19 protein-coding genes are annotated in these 19,827 nt (G+C 66.9%); 10 read left to right on the top strand and 9 right to left on the bottom strand.

The window, feature by feature from the left end; all coding sequences use genetic code 11:
* Positions 1 to 16 precede the first annotated feature (16 nt).
* Together Pth03_RS14180 and Pth03_RS14175 are read left to right on the top strand one after the other, a co-directional pair.
* Positions 17 to 2,305 (top strand): SulP family inorganic anion transporter, encoded by a 2,289-nt coding sequence (locus Pth03_RS14180; protein WP_203944713.1) that lies wholly within the window; start codon positions 17 to 19, stop codon positions 2,303 to 2,305.
* A 136-nt stretch (positions 2,306 to 2,441) separates the two neighbouring features.
* The gene (locus Pth03_RS14175; RefSeq protein ID WP_203944712.1) at positions 2,442 to 3,458 is read left to right on the top strand and encodes an NAD-dependent epimerase/dehydratase family protein; all 1,017 of its coding nucleotides are present in this window, start codon (positions 2,442 to 2,444) and stop codon (positions 3,456 to 3,458) included.
* Between the two features lie 93 nt (positions 3,459 to 3,551).
* On the opposite strand, the gene Pth03_RS14170 is transcribed toward Pth03_RS14175, so the two are convergent.
* A complete protein-coding gene (locus tag Pth03_RS14170; RefSeq protein WP_203944711.1) occupies positions 3,552 to 4,277 on the bottom strand; it encodes a TetR/AcrR family transcriptional regulator in 726 nt (241 codons plus the stop codon).
* A 148-nt stretch (positions 4,278 to 4,425) separates the two neighbouring features.
* Between Pth03_RS14170 and atpB the strand changes: the two genes are divergently transcribed.
* Positions 4,426 to 5,217: a F0F1 ATP synthase subunit A gene (gene atpB, locus Pth03_RS14165; RefSeq protein WP_203944710.1), complete on the top strand. Its 792-nt coding sequence runs from the start codon at positions 4,426 to 4,428 to the stop codon at positions 5,215 to 5,217.
* 18 nt (positions 5,218 to 5,235) lie between these two features.
* Here the strand turns inward: atpB and Pth03_RS14160 are convergent, their stop codons facing one another.
* Positions 5,236 to 6,756 carry an MFS transporter gene (locus tag Pth03_RS14160; RefSeq protein WP_239119021.1) on the bottom strand — a complete coding sequence of 507 codons (1,521 nt, stop codon included), beginning with the start codon at positions 6,754 to 6,756 and terminating at the stop codon, positions 5,236 to 5,238.
* A gap of 96 nt (positions 6,757 to 6,852) precedes the next feature.
* Positions 6,853 to 7,191: a hypothetical protein gene (locus tag Pth03_RS14155; protein WP_203944708.1), complete on the bottom strand. Its 339-nt coding sequence runs from the start codon at positions 7,189 to 7,191 to the stop codon at positions 6,853 to 6,855.
* A gap of 108 nt (positions 7,192 to 7,299) precedes the next feature.
* On the opposite strand from Pth03_RS14155, the gene Pth03_RS14150 reads away from it, so the two are divergent.
* Positions 7,300 to 8,121: a PP2C family protein-serine/threonine phosphatase gene (locus tag Pth03_RS14150; protein ID WP_203944707.1), complete on the top strand. Its 822-nt coding sequence runs from the start codon at positions 7,300 to 7,302 to the stop codon at positions 8,119 to 8,121.
* Between the two features lie 46 nt (positions 8,122 to 8,167).
* Here the strand turns inward: Pth03_RS14150 and Pth03_RS14145 are convergent, their stop codons facing one another.
* A complete protein-coding gene (locus tag Pth03_RS14145) occupies positions 8,168 to 8,659 on the bottom strand; it encodes a GNAT family N-acetyltransferase (RefSeq protein WP_203944706.1) in 492 nt (163 codons plus the stop codon).
* Positions 8,660 to 8,752: 93 nt separating this feature from the next.
* Between Pth03_RS14145 and Pth03_RS14140 the strand changes: the two genes are divergently transcribed.
* Complete coding sequence (locus Pth03_RS14140; RefSeq protein ID WP_203944705.1) at positions 8,753 to 9,691, top strand: aldo/keto reductase; 939 nt, start codon at positions 8,753 to 8,755, stop codon at positions 9,689 to 9,691.
* 84 nt (positions 9,692 to 9,775) lie between these two features.
* On the opposite strand, the gene Pth03_RS14135 is transcribed toward Pth03_RS14140, so the two are convergent.
* Positions 9,776 to 10,615 carry an alpha/beta fold hydrolase gene (locus tag Pth03_RS14135; RefSeq protein WP_203944704.1) on the bottom strand — a complete coding sequence of 280 codons (840 nt, stop codon included), beginning with the start codon at positions 10,613 to 10,615 and terminating at the stop codon, positions 9,776 to 9,778.
* 115 nt (positions 10,616 to 10,730) lie between these two features.
* Positions 10,731 to 11,096: a hypothetical protein gene (locus Pth03_RS14130; RefSeq protein WP_203944703.1), complete on the bottom strand. Its 366-nt coding sequence runs from the start codon at positions 11,094 to 11,096 to the stop codon at positions 10,731 to 10,733.
* A 249-nt stretch (positions 11,097 to 11,345) separates the two neighbouring features.
* Here Pth03_RS14130 and Pth03_RS14125 point away from each other — a divergent pair, with 249 nt between their 5' ends.
* Positions 11,346 to 11,867 (top strand): hypothetical protein, encoded by a 522-nt coding sequence (locus Pth03_RS14125; protein WP_203944702.1) that lies wholly within the window; start codon positions 11,346 to 11,348, stop codon positions 11,865 to 11,867.
* Positions 11,868 to 11,951: 84 nt separating this feature from the next.
* Here the strand turns inward: Pth03_RS14125 and Pth03_RS14120 are convergent, their stop codons facing one another.
* Positions 11,952 to 12,770, bottom strand: a complete 819-nt coding sequence (locus Pth03_RS14120) for an SDR family oxidoreductase (RefSeq protein WP_203944701.1) — start codon at positions 12,768 to 12,770, stop codon at positions 11,952 to 11,954.
* A gap of 63 nt (positions 12,771 to 12,833) precedes the next feature.
* On the bottom strand, positions 12,834 to 14,525 hold the full coding sequence (locus Pth03_RS14115; protein WP_203944700.1) for a hypothetical protein: 1,692 nt from the start codon (positions 14,523 to 14,525) through the stop codon (positions 12,834 to 12,836).
* Between the two features lie 812 nt (positions 14,526 to 15,337).
* Here Pth03_RS14115 and Pth03_RS14110 point away from each other — a divergent pair.
* From Pth03_RS14110 to Pth03_RS14095, 4 genes are all read left to right on the top strand, one after another.
* On the top strand, positions 15,338 to 15,817 hold the full coding sequence (locus tag Pth03_RS14110) for a hypothetical protein (protein ID WP_203944699.1): 480 nt from the start codon (positions 15,338 to 15,340) through the stop codon (positions 15,815 to 15,817).
* Between the two features lie 90 nt (positions 15,818 to 15,907).
* Positions 15,908 to 16,222 carry a tyrosine-type recombinase/integrase gene (locus Pth03_RS14105; RefSeq protein ID WP_203944698.1) on the top strand — a complete coding sequence of 105 codons (315 nt, stop codon included), beginning with the start codon at positions 15,908 to 15,910 and terminating at the stop codon, positions 16,220 to 16,222.
* An 862-nt stretch (positions 16,223 to 17,084) separates the two neighbouring features.
* On the top strand, positions 17,085 to 17,609 hold the full coding sequence (locus tag Pth03_RS14100; protein WP_203944697.1) for a DUF7919 family protein: 525 nt from the start codon (positions 17,085 to 17,087) through the stop codon (positions 17,607 to 17,609).
* 1,179 nt (positions 17,610 to 18,788) lie between these two features.
* Complete coding sequence (locus Pth03_RS14095; RefSeq protein ID WP_203944696.1) at positions 18,789 to 19,382, top strand: hypothetical protein; 594 nt, start codon at positions 18,789 to 18,791, stop codon at positions 19,380 to 19,382.
* Positions 19,383 to 19,539: 157 nt separating this feature from the next.
* On the opposite strand, the gene Pth03_RS14090 is transcribed toward Pth03_RS14095, so the two are convergent.
* Positions 19,540 to 19,827: hypothetical protein (locus tag Pth03_RS14090; protein WP_203944695.1), on the bottom strand; the 288-nt coding region annotated here is incomplete at its 5' end.

Here is a 19,827-nt window from a genome sequence, read left to right as displayed (position 1 = left end):
GTCATAGGGTCGCCACATGACGCAGAGTAGTCGAGCAATTCCAAAGGGCTATTTCAAGTCGGTGCTCCAACACGACGTACCAGCCTCTCTCGTCGTGTTCCTCGTGGCGGTGCCGCTGTCGCTCGGCATCGCCGTGGCGTCCGGAGCACCGATCGCCGCGGGATTGGTGGCGGCCGTCGTGGGCGGCGTGCTCGCCGGCGCTCTCGGCGGTTCGGTCGTCCAGGTCAGCGGACCGGCCGCGGGCCTGTCACTCGTCGTCGTCCAGCTCGTGCAGACCTACGGGTGGCGGGCCACCTGCATGATCACCCTGCTCGCCGGGCTGCTCCAGCTGCTCCTGGGCGCGTTCCGGGTGGCGAAGGCGGCGCTGGCCGTCTCCCCCGCCGTCGTGCACGGCATGCTGGCCGGCGTTGGCGTGGTGATCGCCCTCTCGCAGCTTCACATCGTCCTCGGCGGCAAACCCCAGCAGTCGGCGCTGGAGAACATCCTCGAACTGCCGTCGCAGATCATCAACAATCACAGCCACGCCGTCCTGGTGGGCGTGCTCACGATCGCCGTCCTGGTCGTGTGGACGCGGCTGCCCCGGGTGCGTGCCGTACCCGCGCCTCTGGCGGCGCTCATCATCGCCGCGGCGACGGCCGCCGTGCTGGGCTGGGACCTGACCGAGGTCGACCTGTCCGCCGGGTTCTCCTCTCTGGAAGGGCCCCTGCTGCCGCAGGGCGACTGGCACGCGATCGCCGGAGCGGTTCTGCTCGTCGCCCTCCTTGCCGGAGTCGAGTCCCTGCTCACGTGCGTCGCCTCCAACCGGCTGCACAACGGGCCGCGCGCCGACCTCGACAGGGAGCTGGCGGCCCAGGGAGTGGCCAACGTGGTGTCGGGAGCGCTCGGCGGCCTCCCGGTGTCCGGAGTGGTCGTGCGCACCACCGCCAACGTGCGGGCCGGGGCGCGCAGCCGCTGGTCGACGGTGCTCCACGGCGTGTGGGTGCTGGTGTTCACGGCGTTCTTCGCGTGGATGATCGCGCTGATCCCGCTGGAGGCGCTGGCCGCCCTGCTGCTGTTCATCGGCGTCCAGATGGTCAATCTCGCCCACGCGCGCAACCTGCGGAACCACCGCGAGATGCCCATCTACTTCGTGACGATGGTGGGTGTGGTCGTCGTCGGGCTGGCCGAGGGCGTGGCGCTGGGCCTCGGGCTCGCCGCCCTGCTCGCACTGCGCCGTCTCGCCTGGGTGTCGGTCTCCGTACGGCAGGCGGGCGAGCGCTGGCGGGTCGTCGTCACCGGTTCGCTCACGTTCATCGGCGTGCCCCGCCTGACCGACTCGCTGGCGGCCATCCCGCCCGGCGCGAGCGTCGATCTCGACCTGAACCTCGACTTCATGGACAACGCCGCTTTCGAGGCGCTCCACACCTGGCGCCTCGACCACGAGCGCACGGGCGGCACTGTCGACGTCGACGAACTGCACGGCGAGTGGTACGCCCCCGCTGTCAGCGGTGCCCGCCTGCGCGCCGCCAGGACTCCTCCCAAGCACGAGCGCTGGTGGCTGCCCTGGGCCTACCGCCACCCCGTCGGCGGCCCCGCACAGGCGGCGAACGGCCTGTGCGCCTACGACGAGGCCGCGGATGGCCCGGAGGCTCCTGCGGCCGCCACGAACGGCGAGGAGCACGCGGAGCAGGCCGGCAAGGCCATGCCGGACCTGCTGGAAGGCACGCGGGAGTTCCACCGGCGGACAGCACCCTTCGTCCGGCCGCTGCTCCACCGGATGGCACGCAAGCAGACGCCGTCTCACCTGTTCATCACGTGCGCCGACTCGCGGGTCGTGCCCAACATCATCACCGCCAGTGGCCCGGGCGACCTGTTCACGGTGCGCAACATCGGCAACCTCGTGCCGCGCGCGTCGAGCGCACCTCCCGACGACTCGGTGAGCGCGGCGATCGAATACGCGCTGAAGGTGCTGGAGGTGCGAACCATCACCGTGTGCGGGCACTCGGGCTGCGGCGCGATGGCCGCCCTGCTGGGCGAGACGCCCGAACTGCCGGCGCTGCGGAACTGGCTGAGGCACGGCCGGCAGAGCCTGGCCAGGTATGTGGCGTTCCCCGGCACCGAGGAGGACGAGGGGCCGCTCGACCGGCTGTGCCGCGCGAACGTGATCCAGCAGCTGGACAACCTGGGCACTCACCCGGCGGTCGCCGAACTCGTGCGGGCCGGGAAGCTGGAGCTCACCGGGTTGTACTTCGACATCGCCGCGGCCCGCGTGCACGTCCTCGACCCGCAGCATTACAGCCCGGTGCCCGAGCTGCGGCCCAGCTGAGGACGGCGGCCGTGCCGGGCCGGTGCGCGCCGCCTCCGCTGTGAGCCTCCGTCGTGAGCCTGCGCTGTGAGCGCAGCGCGTCCGCTGATCGAGAAACACCGGCGACAGGCCCGGGTGCGGCGCCAAGGATGGCGTCATGAGAGTTCTTGTCATCGGCGGTTCCGTTTTCCTGGGCCGCGCGATCGTTGCGGAGGCGCTGTCTCAGGGGCACGACGTCACGACGTTCAACCGCGGCATGAGCGGCACGCCCGCGCCGGGCGTGCAGGCCGTACACGGCGACAGGCAGGTCCCCGCGGACCTCGACCGGCTCGTGGACGGGCGTGAGTGGGACGTCGCCATCGACGTCTGCGGGTACACGCCCGCCAACGTCCTCGACACGGTGCGGCGGCTTTCCGGGCACGCCCGGCACTACACCTTCATCTCCAGCATCTCGGCCTATCCCGACTTCCCGTCCAGGTTTCATGTCGACGAGACCTTCCCCCGGCACCCGTGTGAGCCGGACGCCGGAGCCGATTTCGGCGATTACGGCATCAGGAAGGCGGGGTGCGAGCGGGCGGTGGAGCGGTTCTTCGACGGGCCGAGCCTGATCATCGATCCTGGCCTGATCATCGGCCCGCACGAGAATGTGGGCCGCCTGCCGTGGTGGCTCACGCGGATCTCCAAGGGCGGCAGGGTGCTCGCGCCCGGCGACCCGCAGCGGTCGATTCAGCTCATCGACGCCCGCGACATCGCGGCATTCACGGTCACCCAGGCGGTCAAGGGCACGACGGGGCGCTATCTCACCGGCGGCGTTCCCGGGAACGCCACGTTCGGGAGCTGGCTTGCCGACTGCGTCGAGGTCACCGGCTCCGACGCGGAACTGGTGTGGGCCGACGACCGGTTCCTCCTCGACCACGAGGTGTCTCCGTGGACCGAGCTTCCCCTGTGGATGCCCGACAGGCCCGACGCGGCGGGCGTCTGGACGCACTCGTCGGCCAAGGCCCTCGCGGAGGGGCTGACGTGCCGTCCGATCACGCAGTCCGTCAGGGACACGTGGGCCTGGCTGCAAGGCGTTCCGGAAGCGGAGCGCAGCTTCGGCAACCAGATGTTGCGGCATGGCATCGACCCCGGGAAGGAGGCCGCCATTCTGGCCGCCTGGGACGCCCGTACCTGATCCAGAGGGGGTTGTGACGGCGCGCGGCCTGTCCCGCGGTTCACCGGGACGGACGGCTCGGCGGGTGACGGCGAGGGCCGGATGCCCGCCGGGTCAGCCGCTCGCGTGCGGGAGGCGGGCCGCGATGCCGTCGAGAAGCCGGTCGAGCCCGAAGTCGAACCGGTCCCCCACGTCGACGTAGTCCTGGCCGCCTTCGGTCAGCATGCGGGCCACCATGGGATAGCTCCCGCTCGCGACGACCGACTGCAGATAGGGAACCTGCAGGGTCATCCATTCCATCAGGTCGAGGCCGGTGCGCCGCAGCGCCTCGGCCTCGGCCAGTTCGGCCTCCACGAACCCGTTGACGTAGGCGAAGACCGTGCCGATGACGGTCAGCATCTCGTTGAAGCTCATGCCGAGGTCGTCGACCATGCGCAGCGCCGCGTCGAGCATCCGCACCCGGTTGGGGCTCGGCTGCTGCCGGGTGCCGACCAGCGGCGCGACCCACGGATGGCGGAGCATCGTCTGCCTGACCCCTACGGCGAAGCCGCGAAGGTCGGCCCTCCAGTCGCCGGTCATGACGGCGTCCGGCGGCAGGTAGTCGGCGACCACGGCGTCGATCATGAGCTCGATGACGTCGTCCTTGCTGGAGACGTACCGGTAGAGGGACATCGTCCCCGCCCCGATCTCGGTCGCGAGCCTGCGCATGGAGATCGCGTCGAGGCCTTCCGCATCGGCGATCCGGATGGCCACCTCGGTCAGGCGGGCACGGCTGAAGGCGGGACGCGGCCCCCGGGCCGGCCGGTCCGGCCGCATCCAGAGGTTCTCGCGACCCGTCATTCTCGTCCCATCGTTCGTCCGGCCTGGTCTGAACTGCTACCACACGCCGGCGACCCGAGGCGAACCACTGCCATATTGCGTACAGCGTAAGCCGCATTAGAAACTGGGTACGTCGTACGTGGTTTCAATTCGCGGAGGGACGCCCGTGGTGAACGTCAACGTGCCGGTCGCAGACGAGTTCCAGGCCCCCGGTGTCGGCCTGTTCGACTTCCCCCCGCTCTGGGACGGCGCGCCGTACTGGCTGACCAAGCCGGTGCTCTTCGCCGTCGTGGGGGTGATGCTGGTGTGCGGGCTCGCCTGGGCCGCCTTCGCCCGCCCCAAACTGGTGCCCCGGGGCCTTCAGAACGCCGGGGAGTACGCCTACGAGTTCGTCCGCGACCAGATCGCGCGGCCGTTCCTCGGCAGGGACGCGGAGCGGTGGATGCCGCTGCTGCTGAGCATGTTCGTGCTGATCCTGCTGTGGAACCTCCTGGGCGTCGTACCCCTCGTCCAGTTCCCGATCAACTCGCACATCGCGTTTCCGGTGATCTTCGCGCTTGTCGTGTATGTGCTGAAGATCTATCTGGGCATCCGGCACCAGGGGCTCGGCGGCTATTTCAAGAACATGATGTTCCCACCCGGCCTGCCGAAGCCCCTGGCCATCGCGTTGTTCGCGCCACTCGAACTGCTCTACACGTTCGTCACGGCGCCTTTCACGCATGCCGTACGGCTGTTCGCGAACATGTTCGCCGGGCATCTCCTGCTGGCGTTCTTCAGTGCCGCCGGGTTCTGGTTCCTGATCGTGCACCCGACCGTGCCCGGCTCGGTGGTGGGTGTCCTGAGCGTGGCGATGGCCGTCGCGCTCACCGGGCTGGAGATCTTCATCCAGTTCCTGCAGGCGTTCCTGTTCACGATGCTCGCCGCCATGTTCATCGGCGGCGCGCTGCACCCCGAGCACTGACGTGGAGCCGGGCTCCGCTCAGTCGGCGGGCACGGCGGCCGCGTCGGCCCGCCTGGGCATGAGCAGCAACGCCGCCACGCCGAGCACGGCCACGATGACGAGCGCGATGAAGATGTGGTGCGCCGCGTCGTAGAGCGCCCCGCGGACGAAGGCGGCGACGGGTGAGACGTCCGAGGCGTGCCCCCCGAGCACCAGGCTCGTCGCGTCGACGCTGTCGGGCAGACGCCCGGCCACCGCGGGCGTCGGGTGGGAGAAGCGGTTCGCCAGCGTCGCGTTGGAGATGGCCCCGAGCACGGCCGCGCCGACCGCACTGCCGATGGAACGGCAGAACATGTTGGTCGCCGTGACCACGCCCCGGCGTTCCCAGCCGACGACCGACTGGACGGCCACCACCGTGGGGCTCGACGAGAGGCCGAGCCCGGCGCCGACGACGAAACACGCGACGGCGACCTGCCACAAGGCGGCGTTCTCGGCGAGCAGGGCGCACAACACCGCGCCGGCGACCACCAGCACGGCGCCGATCAGAGCCGTGTCACGAAAGCCGATGCGCATGTAGACCCGGCCCGACAGGGTCGCGGCGATGGGCCAGCCGATGGTGAGCGCGGCCAGGGTGAAGCCCGCCATCAGGGCTCCCGTGCCGAGAACTCCTTCGGCGTACGTGGGGACGTAGGAGCTGAGCCCGATCATGAGAGCGCCGACGGCGACGGCGACGAGGTTGCCGCCCAGGAGCGTGCGGTGGCGGAAGACCCACAGCGGCAGAACCGGCTCGGCCGCCCGCCGTTCGACCAGGACGAAGCCCGCCAGCATGAGCACGCCGACCACGAAGATGATCAGGCTGGGAGCCGAGTTCCAGTCCCATGCCACACCGCCTTCGAGCAGGCCCAGAATGATCAGGGATGACCCGCCGGTCAGCAGGGCGGCGCCCGCGTAGTCGATCCGGTGGGTGCCGGTCGTCACGCGCTCCTTGAAACGCCGGGCAATCATCCAGACGGCCACGGCGCCGAGTGGCAGGTTGATGAAGAAGATCCAGCGCCAGGACACATATTCGGAGAAGACGCCGCCGAGGGTGGGGCCGATCACCGATGCGATGCCCCAGACGCTCGCGACGTACCCCTGCACCCGGGCTCGCTCCTCCACCGTGTAGAGGTCGCCGACCATCGTCATGCTGATCGGCTGGACGGCTCCGGCGCCGATGCCCTGGATCGCGCGGAAGGCGATGAGCGCGGGCATGCTCCAGGCGAAGCCGCACAACACCGATCCGAGCAGGAACAAGAAGATGCCCAGAAGGATCACCGGCTTGCGGCCCACGATGTCGGCGAACTTGCCGTATAGCGGTACGGTCACCGCCTGCGTGAGGAGATAGATCGAAAACAGCCACGGGAACTGCGAGAAGCCGCCCAGGTCGCGAACGATGGACGGCACCGCCGTCGCGATGATCGTGCTGTCGAGGGCGACCAGGCCGGTGGATAGCATGATCGCGGCGAGCACCGGACCACGTTCCGACCTGAGACCGACGCCCTTAGAGATCGTTGTTGCCACGTTGGGGGACTTCTCCTTGTGGATCGTGCACGAATCGCGTCGGGGCCGGCGCGGGCGCACCAACCCCATGAAGCGCCAACCGCTGCACTTTCCTCCTCATTCCCGTGGGGTGCGTGATTTGCCTGGTTGAACCGGCGCCGATGGGGCCTCAGAACGCTCTGGATCCCCATGAGAGCCGCGATCCACGTTCCACGACCCTGGGAGATCGCCGTCGCACGCGACGTGCTCGCTACGGCGCGGCGCCAGTCGCAGCACGCCGTCGGCGCCGATGACGAAGGTGTACGGCTCGGCCGCCTCCTCCGGCGACTGCTCCGACATCCACCGGTCCAGGTCGGCCGCCGAGCGGATGATCCGGCCCTCACCACCCGGCCGTATCAAGGCGGCCAGGTCCGCAGGACCCACATAGCGATAGCCCTGGGTTCCTGGGGACGTCATACGCCGAAGGTATCGGCGGAAAACTGCTAACACGAGTGAATAATTGCTCGGCGCGTGCAGAAGTCGGCTCATGCGTCGATCCGTGGTGTCTGCAATGATTCAAGGCCGATGACCGACATGACTGGCTGCGTCTGCTGCGACGGAACCGTCGCCCCGGACGGCCACTGCTGGCATTGCGGTGAGGCACAGCCGGCCTTCCGTTCACATCTGGAGATCACCGCAGGCGGCGGCGCCGCCGGAGTCAGCGATCGCGGCCTGCGGCGAGGCGTCAACGCCGACGCGATGGCGCTGGCCGTGAGCGGCGAATGGACGCTCGGCGTCGTCTGCGACGGCGTGTCCATGTCGCCCCGGGCGGAACGAGCGGCCTGGGTCGCCGCCGAAGTCGGGGCGGCGACGACGGCCGCGGCTCTTCGTTCGAACGTCATCCCGGAGACCGCGCTCAGCGACGCTGCCGCCCATGCCGGCCGGGCGGTCGCCGCCCTGGCCGGGTCGGTGCGCTCGGCCCCTGCCTGCACGTACGTCGCGGGCGTCGCGGGCCCGGACGGCATCTGGGCCTGTTGGATCGGCGACAGCCGGGCTTACTGGCTGCCGGACGACGGACCCGGCATGGCGCTGACCGAGGACGACACCAATAAGCACGGTGCGCTCGCCGCCTGGCTCGGAGCGGACGCGGACGAACCCAGCCCGCGGGTCCGCAGCTACCGTCCACGCGGGCCGGGCCGCCTGCTGCTGTGCACCGACGGGTTGTGGCGGTATCTGCCCCATGCCGACGAGCTACGGGCCGCACTCCCCCGGCGTCCGGACGGAGTCTCGGAGGAGGTTCTCAGGGATTCGCGGGCACTGGTCGAGCACGCCCTGGACGCAGGCGGTCACGACAACATCACCGCACTGCTCATTCGCGTGGACGGCGTCGCCGCCGCATCCGTCTAGTCAAGGTCGGACGCATACCGTACGGGGTTGCGTGCCGTACCGCTGATCAACGTGGGGCGACAAGCCGACGCCGGTAGCGCCTGCCGCGGCGGGCCCCGATGAAGATGTCGTCGACCGCGCTGAACCCGTTGCGCCTGAGCACGGTCATGGAGGCCGCGTTGTCCAGAGTGGCGATCGCGGTGAGTTCGCGGAGCCCATATTCGGCGGCGGCGAGGAGGCACATCTCCCCGACCGCGGCCGTCGCCAGGCCCCGGCCCGCGGTGCGTTCGGCGAACCGGTAGCCGAGTTCGGCGGTACCGTCCTTGACGTCCACGAGATTGACCCGGCCGACCAGGTCTTCCTGGTCGTCGATGACGACGTGCAGGTGAACCAGGCCGTCGTCTTGTTCCGCGAGCAGGGCACGGTGACGGTGGGCGAACTCGGCGAAGTACGCGTCGCCACGATCCGGCACGGACCGCGCGAAGTACTCGCGGTTGTCTCGCTCGAAGACCAGCAGGGCGGATGCGTGGTCAGCCCGGAGCCGCTCCAGCCTCAACATGGTGGACAGCATATGGACGGATAATCGAGCATCGGGGGATGTTCCGGGCATTACCTTGACCTGGAGTGCACTCCAGATATCAGGATCAGCTCCATGACGCATATCCCTCTCGCCCTGGGCACCATCCCGTTCGGCACCGTCGTCGACGACAGGGACGTGTTCGCGATCCTCGACCGATTCACCGAAGCCGGCGGCGCCCTGCTGGACACCGCGAACAACTACCCGTTCTGGAGTGAGGGCGCCACCGGCGATGAAAGCGAACTGGCCATCGGCCGCTGGCTGGCCGCCCGCGGCAACCGCGACCAGATCGTGTTGAGCACCAAATGCGGTGCCCGGCCGACCGTCGCCGGCGACCGGACCATGGGCTCCGCTGAGGGCCTGTCCGCCGCGGCGATCGCCACGGCGGCCGAGGGCAGCCTGAGGCGGTTCGGCACCGACCACATCGACGTGTACTGGGCCCACATCGAGGACCGGTCCGTACCGCTGGAGGAGACCCTCGGCGCCTTCGGCGAACTGGCGCAGGCGGGCAAGGTCCGTGAGATCGGCGCGAGCAACATCCCGGCCTGGCGCCTTGAGCGCGCCCGCGCCACCTCACGGGCGGGCGGCCTGCCGTTGTACACCCACGTGCAACTCCGCCACACCTATCTGCGGCCCCGGCCCGGCGTGCGGCTGCCCGAGTCCGGCCATGTCCTGGCGCAGGACGACATGCTCGACTACCTGCGCACCGAACCCGGCCTGACCCTTTGGGCTTACAACACGCTCATGTTCGGCGCCTACACCCGCGAGGACCGGCCGATCCCGGACTCCTACGACCACCCCGGCACCGTGCGCGGCGTGGCCGTACTGCGGGAGATCGCGGGCGAGCTGGGCGCGACCGTCAACCAGGTGGTGCTCGCGTGGCTGATCGGCGGTGACATCCCGACGATCCCCATCGTCGGGGTGAGCTCAATCGCTCAACTGGACGAAGCTCTGGGTGCTTTGGACCTCAAGCTCGACGACGAACACCGCGCCCGCCTGGACGCCGCTCGGTGACGACTGCCGACCTGTACGGCTACCGGCCGTACAGGTCTGTCTCCTCTTGACGGCGGCTTCTTCACTGCCGAGATGCTGGGACCTTCACTTGAGGTACGCCGCGGTCGTCGCGACGAACCGGTCCGCATCGTGAACCCACGGAAAGTGGCCGGCTTCTCGTTGAACGACGAACTCGGCGTTCGGGAACAGCTCGGCGAATCCGGCCACGGCGCCCGGAGGCGAGTTCAGGTCGACCCCTCCGGCGAGTACCAGCACCGGGGCATCGAATTCGGCGAGTGCCGCACGCGTCGCGTCGGGGTCGAATGCGCCCTCGGCGCCGAAGGCGGCTGCGGCCTCGTCGTTTCGACGACCGTCCTGTGCCGCATGGTGGGCTTGCGCCGCCTCATCCCATCGACCGTAGAAGAACGGGTCGATGGCCTTCCAGCTGTCGCCGGTGGCGTTGCCGGCCACGATCGATTCGAGAGCCGCGAAGGCAGGTCCGAACCAGGGCTCGTCCTTGCGGAGCCGCGCGGTCTCCAGCCGCACCTCCCCCGTGGCCTCGATGCCGACGGCCCTGGTGCTCGGAGTGATCAGCGCGAGCTTGCCGACGCGTTCGGGATGACGGGCCGCGTACAGGGTCGCGATGTTCGCACCGGCGCAGTGCGCGAGCACGTCGAGCCGGTCGAGGCCAAGGTGCTCGCGTAGAGCCTCGACGTCGTCGACAAGCCGGTCACAGCGGTAGGAGGCCGCGTCATCCGGTATCGCGGACCGGCCGGTGCCCCGCGGATCCAACATGATCAACTGCCGCTGCGCCGACAGGCCGCCGAGCTCGCCGAGGTATCCGGCGTCCTGCATCGGGCCACCGGGAAGGCAGACCACCGGGGCCCCGTCACCGAACACGTGATATGCGAGGACGGTCCCGTCATGTGCGGAGAAATAAGGCATGGCGAAAAGCCTTTCATCGGCGCCGGAAGTGGGGCAACCGGAATCCCGACCGGCGCCTGTCGTACGGCCCAGGGCGGACTGGGGTGGGAGCGATGCACGTCGGCCGGTGACGCGCTCACTTGAAGTAGTACCAACCGCCGCCCTCGGCGACCCTCGTCGCGGAATCGAATCCGACGTCGAGATTTTTGGCGTTCGGCCACGCTTCCTCGGCGAAGCATCCCACGACGACGTTCCGCATCTCGTGAATCGCGGCCATGATGCTTCCTGCCTCGTCCGCGTGCGGTTCATGAGCAGGAAAGAACCACTCTGGAATGCTTTCCGGATCTCCTTTCAGCAGCACCCAGACGACAAGGTGAACAGGGTCGATGGTGACGGCGCCATACGAGAACACGCTGTCTACCATGTGTCCGTACGACGCCGCGAGTTCGGTACGGGCTCGAGCCATCGCCCGGTCTCTCCGGTCTTCGACAGGCGAATCCATGACCACCGTCTCCAGCCGACTTTTCTCGGCCCTTTGACGGGACCAAGTTCCTCATCCATATCCAAACACGGACGAATGCCCACCGGCCCTGCTTTCCGACACGGTGTTCCGTAGCTAGCGGCACAGGTTGTCGCACACGGATGACGTCAGCCGTCCGCGGCCTGAACCCCTTTCGGCTGGAGGCACCGGAAACGAAGATCGTGATACGTATCTTCTATGCGCCGTTCCCCGGCAGTCCTCCTGGCGACCATGGGCTGCGTCATCGCCCTCGCCGTTCTCCTCTTGTTGACGCTGCAATTGCTGATGCCCAGCCGCGACCAGGCTGATCTCAGCACCGCGGCGGCGCCATCGCCGTCGGATTCTCAGCCGGCCACCTTCGAGCAGGTGGAGGAAGTGCGTTTCCCTCCGGGCACCGCGCTCCCGTTGACGGTCGATCAAGAGACCCGTGACCAACTCAGTGCCGCAGCACGCGCGGTCGTCGATCCCTCAGGTCCTGCGAAGAGGGCCGTGGAGGTGGCCACGGGCGGAGTAATTTATTTCGGCGAGATCTACGGAAAAACCCCGGACACCGACGTCTACTACGTTCTTGCGTCTATCGATCGGCTGTATTTCTGGAAGCAGCAAGGCAACGGGCCCTGGGTGTACCAGGGCGACTATGACGCGACGTCATGCACGCCTCCCATACCGCGCGCGCTCAATGCCGCATGGGGCGCGCCCTTCGGAGGTGGGCCCACCCCCAATGCCCTCTCCATGTGCACTCAGTCCCCATGACTCGCGCGGGGCGGATCAGCCCAATCAGAACGGCGAAGGCAATCTGCGTACGGGTCAATTTCATTTAGGAAAAGGCCGTGAACCTCACCCCAGAAACTGCCGCGCGCCACGCAGCCTGGTCCGAAGCCGCCGCTGAGTCATGCCGCACTCCAAGCGCACATCTAACGGGCCGGGCAGGTTGGTGTCTGCTCTCCGGCCTGAAGGCAATTGGTCCGCGTCGAGGCCATCACGTCGGGCGATGAGCAGCCCCAACTCGTACCGGCTTACCGCATCGCTTCCAGCGACATGGTGGATGCCGCGATACTCGGATACGGCAAGCTCGATAAGCGCCGCAGCGAGATCGACGACATACACGGGGCATCGCACATCGTCGGTGAACAGCATCGCTCTCCGCCTCCCGGTGGCCAGTGAATGCACCAGCGCCTCGTGCGGAGAACCACCGTCACCGATGATCAGGGATGTCCGGGCTATGACCGCGGTCGGCGCGATCGCGTTCACTGCTGTCTCTGCAGCGGCCTTGGCCGCCCCGTACGGACTGATCGGGTCAGGGAGGCACGTCTCGTCGTAGCGAATCGCGGCACCAGAGAAGACCGCGTCGCTGGACACATGGACCAGGCGTCCACCTGCCGCAGAGGCAGCGAGAGCCACGTTCACGGTTCCGATCGCCGTGGTCGCCCAATCCGCCTGCCGGTACGCAGCGTTGATGACCACCTCTGGCCGAACCGCGCCGATCAGCGCGTCGACGTCCTCCCGTCGGCGCACGTCGAGCGGCAACCACTCAACATCCGCCGCTCCTCCTGATCGTGTCAGGTAGGTGGCAGCCACCTCATGCTTGGCCGCCAGACACTGCCGAGCGAGTTCGCCGCCGAGAAAACCACTGCCACCGACGATGAGGAATCTCATGGCCGGTCACCATAGTTGATCAGTCGCTTGAAGCGGCGCGCTAGCGAAGCGTGTGCAAGCGTGTCAGGTGGTTGGCTGCGGGGGCGGAATGTCCAGGAGGCGGCTGGCCCAAGACAGGGCGACGGTGAGGCGGCGCCGGCGTTGGTCGAACAGGGACGGGACTGTGTCGCGCGCCGGGGTGAGCAGGGGTTGTTGTCCGGCGATCAGGGCGGCATGGCCGGTGGCGTGCGGTCCCTGGTCGGTGTCCGGCGCGGGGCCGCCTTCGGCGTGCAGGGCAACGAGCCACAGGTGGTGGTCGAGCCAGGGATCGCCGATCGCCGCCGACGCCCAGTCGGCCAGCACCAGGCGGCTGTCGTGGCACCACAGGTTCGCGGCGCGTACATCGCGGTGGATCAGGCTGTCCCCTTCAGTGGGTGCCTCGGCGGCCGCGTCGTGCAGCGTGTCCAGGTGGCCGGCCAGCCATCGCTGGGAGCATACGTGCATACGCAGCAGGCGTGCCGGGTCGGCGGCGATGGCCTCCCAGGGGTTGGGCCTCGCCCGCAACACGGGCACGCCGGGCGGCACGGGCAGCATGTGCACGTCGTGGAGGAGCTTGCGGGTGGCTGCGACGAGGCTGGGGGTCCACTCGCAGAGCCAGTACTCCGGCTCCAGCATTTCCAGTACGACCATCGGCAGCGGTTCGCGTGTGCTCGCCAGCAGCCGCGGCAGGAACGGCCGGTCACCCAGCGCCTCGTACACCGCCAACTCCGTGCCGAATTCGGCGCCATCGGCGATCTCGGCGGCCTTGACGAACACCGAACCGCCCTCAGCACGGTCGGCGATCCGCGCCACGGACCTGCTGTGTCCGCCCGTGACCGGCCGCAACCCGATGATCTTGCAGCCGAGTACGTGGCCGGCCAACTCGGAGATCTCAGCGTCGGTCGACGGCACGGTGGTCGCGGGCCGACCGGACACGCGCGACAGCAGCAGTTCGACCACCGATAGGTTGGCGTGACGGACCGCCTGCCTGCTGTCCGGGTCGGGCCGCCCGAGCGACTCGGTGACCAGGCGCCATATCAAGGCGCGCAGCAGCAGTTGATCGATGTCGTCCTCGCAGGCGAGTTCGTCGAGGATGCTGGGCGGTGCGCCGGACCAGGCCAGCAGGTCCACAGCAGCGACCGCCAACGCGTACCCCGCGGGCCGCCAGCTCGGTGAGAAGTCAATGACCGACGGCGGCTGCCCAGCCGCGAACAACACATTGCCCGCGATATCACCGTGCACGAGCTGGTTGGGCAACCGCACCGGCCGGATGGCGGCCCGCAACCCGTCCACCAGATCCGACAGCTCCGGTGCCAGCTCGACCTCGGCCTGATCCCACGCCACCCGCTCGGCGACCTCCCAGCGGGTTCGGCCGCGTCCCAGCCAGTCGGGCGCTGGGACACCGGCCAGGGCCGCGTGGAAAGCCCGGCTGGCCGCGACGAGTTCCGGCCACCGCGCCACCGGAGCCTGTGCTCCCTCGACCGCGGTCCATGCCGCCCACCCGCCGACGACCCATGAGCAGTCAGCCGCGCGCACCGGCCGCGGTACCCGGAAACCCGGACCGTGCAGGTCGGCGAACACCTCCGCCAGCCACGACGCCACCGCCGGCTGCTGGACGGGCTTGAGGATCAGACCACCCGCCTGCCAGCAGTCGCCACCTCCTCCGGGTATCCGCCGCGTCGGCCCGGACGAAACCCCGAAGGCCGCGCGCACACCCGCCGGCAGATCGTCGAACACCGCTCCACCCTCCAGACCACCCCTCCCCGGTGTCAATCGAAATAGCGCACCCCATGCCAACGTCCTCAACTCGGCTGAAAGGACGACGGCGCGGGTCCAGGCCGCCAGCACGATCGATCAGCCGGGCAGCCGCGGGCACCAAGATGCTTTCCGGCGCCATGCGCCCTGAAAGTGCCCCCGATCCGGGTCGGGCCCCGAGCTCTCGTGGCGATCCCAGGCGCGGACGGAGACTCAAGCCGCCCGGCGACTCATGATGATGTCCGCGGAGACGCGAACCGGCAGGCACAACGTTTGGCCATGCGTCCTGAATGATCTCGGCCACGAGTCGATCACCACCACGGTTGATCTCTACGGACACCTGGTCCCGGAAGCCTCCGAGCGGGCGCACACGGCATTAAACAACGCGTCCCGTTTCGCGTTCGATATACCCCGAGCATGAATGAGGCGGGAAACCGCCCCAGCTCAGGCCGGGGGAAGAGCGGACGAGTCGGCCTGTAGGCCGGGTTCTGGTCCCAGCGTTACTCTGACCTGCGGCCAGCCTCTGAAAACGGTCTTGAGCTGGGATTTCATGTTCCAGCAGTTGCCAACAGTTTCGGGAATCTCTCGCTCTGCGCCGGAACAGAAACGGAACAGGCCTGCACGCCCGGACGCCAGTTAAGTGCCCTCAGGCTGGCGGGCTCTGAGTGCGTCGCCGCAGGAGTAGCGATCCGCAAGTGCCGCACGCGACGTTAGGCTGTCGGTCCGCCGAAATATGCCATTCTTCGTCGTAAATCGTCCTCGGGCCTTGGTTGCTTCTCGTCGTGGGGGGTGGCATGCGCACAATCGCGCTGTTCGCTGCGTTCGTTACCGGATGTTCGTCACATCTCAACGACAACCCGAGGCCGCCGGCTTCCACAGCGCCGATGAACGCGCCAGACATCCCCGCCACAGCAGGCGTTCCCGACGAGACACCGTCGCTTACTGATCTCACCAAGAATGTCGAGGGCGCGATCCTTCTGCAGCACGCCAGCGAAACGGCGCAATCCTGGAGCGGGGAATTCAAAGTCGGGGGAGCCTTCCAAGTTGTCGTCGCCTGCGTCGGATCCCCCGACAACTTAACCATCGAGGTCAGTGAGCGCGTGGGCCAGACGTCCGGTGTCAGCTTCGCGTGTCCAATCGGGCTGCTGCGTTCGAACGGGCCGGATGGTTACCTCCACAAGCCCATTCCGGAGACTGAACGGTCATACCGCATTAAGGTCAGCGCTCCGCAGGGCGCCAGGTGGAGCATTCTGGTGTCCAAGCGGTCTGTATAGCGTCGGGCGGCCTCCTAGGACCTCTCAGCGTCCCTGTTTGACCCCTGCCCACCCAGGCGACGGCAGCGGTACGGCACAGGTGCCGACGAAGTGCTGATCACCAACCGGTCTGGTCGACCAGTGCAGCGATCACCATTTGGCAGATGCTGGCGCGCGGCAATTGCCGGAGCCGGTCTGCCAAGAGGCACCCGATTCCACGACCTGAGGCACTTCTACGCGTCTAGCCTCATCCGGGCGAATCTGAACCCGAAGGTGATTCAGACGCGCCTTGGGCACGCCACGATCGCCGCGACGATGGACACTTACGGGCACCTGTTCCCCGATGACGAAGATCTCGGTCGGGGCGCGGTCGAAGCCATGATCGCCGCCACGCTGGCGGAACAGCAGCACCATGTAGCCGCATAGCGGCAGGTCAGAGGAGTGATAGCGGACGAGTCGGCCTGTAGGCCGGGTTCTGCTCGCAGCGTGTCTCTGACTGCGGCAGATCTCCGAAACCAGCCCTGAGCTGGGATTTCATGTTCCAGCAGTTGCCAACAGTTTTGGGTATCGCTCGCGCTCCGGCGGAACAGAGACGGAACAGGGTGTCAGCGGGGTTCCTTGCGATGCCGGGCAGTCGTAACTTCCTTACCTTGACCCGCATGCCGGGCGTCTGACGGTGGAGCCTTCTTTCTGATCCTCCGTACTAGCCATGTGATAGCGACCACTGCTCCAGCCACGGCAACCAGACCGATGATCGCCAGAATGTCGATACTGGAGTTCTCGCCCGTCACAAGCGCTCTGGTTAGCCATGGGCGGTGCACTAGTGCAGATACCGCGAGGACAACACCCGCTCCGATGATCGCCAAGACCCCCCAGAAGACGAGCTCCGCGATGAACTCCACCATGAAATCCTTGATGCGTCGGCCTAAGCGATGCAGCATTGCATGCCTTTCGTGGACTGGCGCAATCATGGCGGAAAGAAGACTTCAGCACCGCTGTCGGGATATGCGTGCCGACGTTCACCGCCCCGCGATCATCCTGCGCGGTAACCGATCACATGTCGTAGTTCTGATTAGCCCCTGGAACAACTCTCGAGCCACCGGGATGACCTGGCGTTGGTCGTCTTGGTGGTTCTCACTATTTCGCGGCTGCTCACAGTCTCATGTGCCCTCGCTGTGCCCTCCGGATCGTTGAGCTCGTTCCTCCGGGGCTTGGGGCTGCCGCACGCCCCCGGTGCCAGTGGAGACCTCCCTGGCCACAGCGGCTCTTACGGTGGTGTGATGCACCCGTGTTCTACGAGGATCTCAGCCGCTACGGCTACACCGACGACGGCGACACGTTTTCCGAGCCCAACAGCCTGCGCTTTGTCTGCTTTCAGCCGCCATACGAGCGCCTCAACATCGGCTGGTTGAGCGGCTCCGAACCCTGGACATCGGGACCGGCCCCCGCGGGCTTCGTCGACAAGCTGCTCGCCGTCATCGAGGCGCAGGCAGTCAATCAGATGCTGGGCTTGCATGATTGCGACTTCTGCGCGAACCCCTTCGACGACAAGCACCCGTGGTACACGCCGCGGCCCGGTAACCGCTGCGCTAGCTCGGGCACGGGCGAGATCCGCGTCCCCGGCACCCCCGGAAACGCCTTCGCCGCCCCGACTCTCATCGGACACTACGTGGCTGATCACGGCTACTTGCCGCCCAAGGTCTTCATCGACGCTGTACTCGCCTTCGACCCGCGCACTCACCGTCCCGCACGGCACCCGTGGCTCCCGTTCCCCTGGATACCCGACGACGTCGAACCGGAGTGGATCGAGTGAACCGACTGGTCGCTGCCAGGAATCACTCACTGTCGTCGCTGGCATCCCTCACGGGAGCACCAGTTTGGAAGACTTCGGTCCATCCTCGCGTGACCTGCTGCTGTGCAGCTCCGGAGGTCTGAGAGCTATCCCGTAAGTCCCCGCGAGTCCCCCTCCATGACCGCCCTGTCTGGCACGCTCGTGGCACGCAAGCGTCGGGCTCACCCGACAGCAGGCCGCCTTCTCACGCTGACTCTTGCGTCAATGTCTCGCATACTTTGCGGCCAGCGCTGATCGATAAGGTCTGCTGCCTCTCGGCAGGCGTGACAGGCGTTGGGTCGTTCCGGGAACCACAGGTAATCAGACGGAGACATGCCTGCCGACTCGATGCCGCACAGTGTGCGATCGAAGAAGCCAAAGGCATGGGCAATGTCGGGCGGCAGGTAATCCGAGACGGCCCTCTCCCATCGCATGTCCACGGGCATATATGGCGGTCGCGAGACTTCGAACCACTCGCCACCCACGTGCGTAGCCGCATAGCACCAGGTGCAGGACCAGATTTGCTCTTGGAATTGGTTCGGTTGAATCGGCCACTGCCGCATCGCACGTCCACACACGTCGCACTCCACAATCTGATCCTCACACACGCGATCAACCAGGCCGAAGTACATGGGAGCACGTACATGATCCCGTAGCCTGCTGCGATGCTGGTCGCGCGCCTAATCGCCTCGCTCACGGCCTCCGTGACTAGCCGTGAGTCACCGCTCTGACGGGCACGCGACGGGCACGCTGCCTACGCTCAGTCGGCCTTCCTTACTGGCCCGGCCTACGCCTTCCCCAACCCCCAGGGCACGTGCCCGCGGCTCATGTCACGCGCTCCTGCGTGTTCCGTCTTCCCCCGGCCCAGGCCAATGGCGTCATCGCCTCTGACCTCCTCGGCGGTGTCCGAGACACTCGGGCCGTAACGAATGGCACAGATAACTGCGATAAGCTGGCATGCTAGCCAATCTCCTGCCAGGTATTCGTGAGATTAGGGCGCCACTTGCGGCGGGCTATATCTGGATAGCCTTCGGATGGCTAGTTTGGGCCCGCCATCTCCCAGAGCCCAGTCAATCTTCGGGTTTGCTCGCAGATAGCTATAAATTGGCGTCCGCCGCTGGGCCGACAGCCGTCGGCATAGCAATTAGCTTTGCAGCATACATGATCGGCATCCTATCCATATCCATCTCGAAGCGGATACGCAACGTTTTCCAATCGCCGCTCTTTCAGATGAAAACCCGCACAGCTCTCCGGCAGGCCATAAGTAGAAAAGATATTCTTAAACCAAAAGATGCGATTGACTTAGGTCTTATCGGCACCCTCCCCACGCGCGTCTTCTACACCGCAAAAGCGTTTTTGTCATCTTCGAGTTCTCCGCGCACTCGGGCTATTCTCTATTTCTTGCATGAACTTCAAGAAGACATGCATCTCATGCCCGCACGTCTACTGGGGCGAGACCAAGAGCTCTATGGCGCTTACGATCGCCTAAACGCGGAGGCGGAATTTCGAACGGGATCAGCACTCCCGCTGCTAGCCACCGGAATCGCCTGTTACATGCAAGTTGATCCCTCGGTAGGGACATCAATCATTACTGGAGCAGCGCTGGTTTTCGTTAGTGGAATGAAACGTGCAAGCGAAGCCTCGCTACTCCTACTCGAAGCAATTAGGGCCGGACGTCTCGAGTCTTCCGTCCTGGAAGACGCGCAGGGTATAGTAGATCGCTGGGAAAAAGTGATTGGGGACGCATACAAGTGAGCCTCCTAGATTGGGAAGTCTGACCATCCTCGACTAAACCCCTCTCCCCTCTCACCACTCGTAAAGCTTCACCGCCATTGGGTAGCACCCCAAAACCGCTACGCCGACCGCTCCATCCGGAGCGGCATGTGGGGGTTCCGCTCAGCCGACCGCGCCTTCAGCTGGACTCGACCCGCTGCAGAAGTGAGTCACAGAGCACGCCCGGGTCGCCTGAGAGCACGCACAGACGAGTGGCGTGGCCAGTTTCGACAACTCCCAGACCGGCGTCATCCGCCATGCCGACCGTCGGGTGATCGGGCGTTAGCCGCACGTAGCCCCTGTCGGCGCTGAGCGTCCAAGTGCCGGAGGTACTTGTCACCCCACCATCTCGCCAGTCTTGCCAGTCCATGGTGAACAACTCATCCGGTAGGGCGATCGCTGAGAACCGGCCGTCGGCTCCGAACTC

This window comes from Planotetraspora thailandica (assembly GCF_016863335.1).
Taxonomy (GTDB): Bacteria; Actinomycetota; Actinomycetes; order Streptosporangiales; family Streptosporangiaceae; genus Planotetraspora; species Planotetraspora thailandica.
Note: the sequence above shows the minus strand (reverse complement) of the source record. Positions and strands in the feature narration are given on the sequence as shown.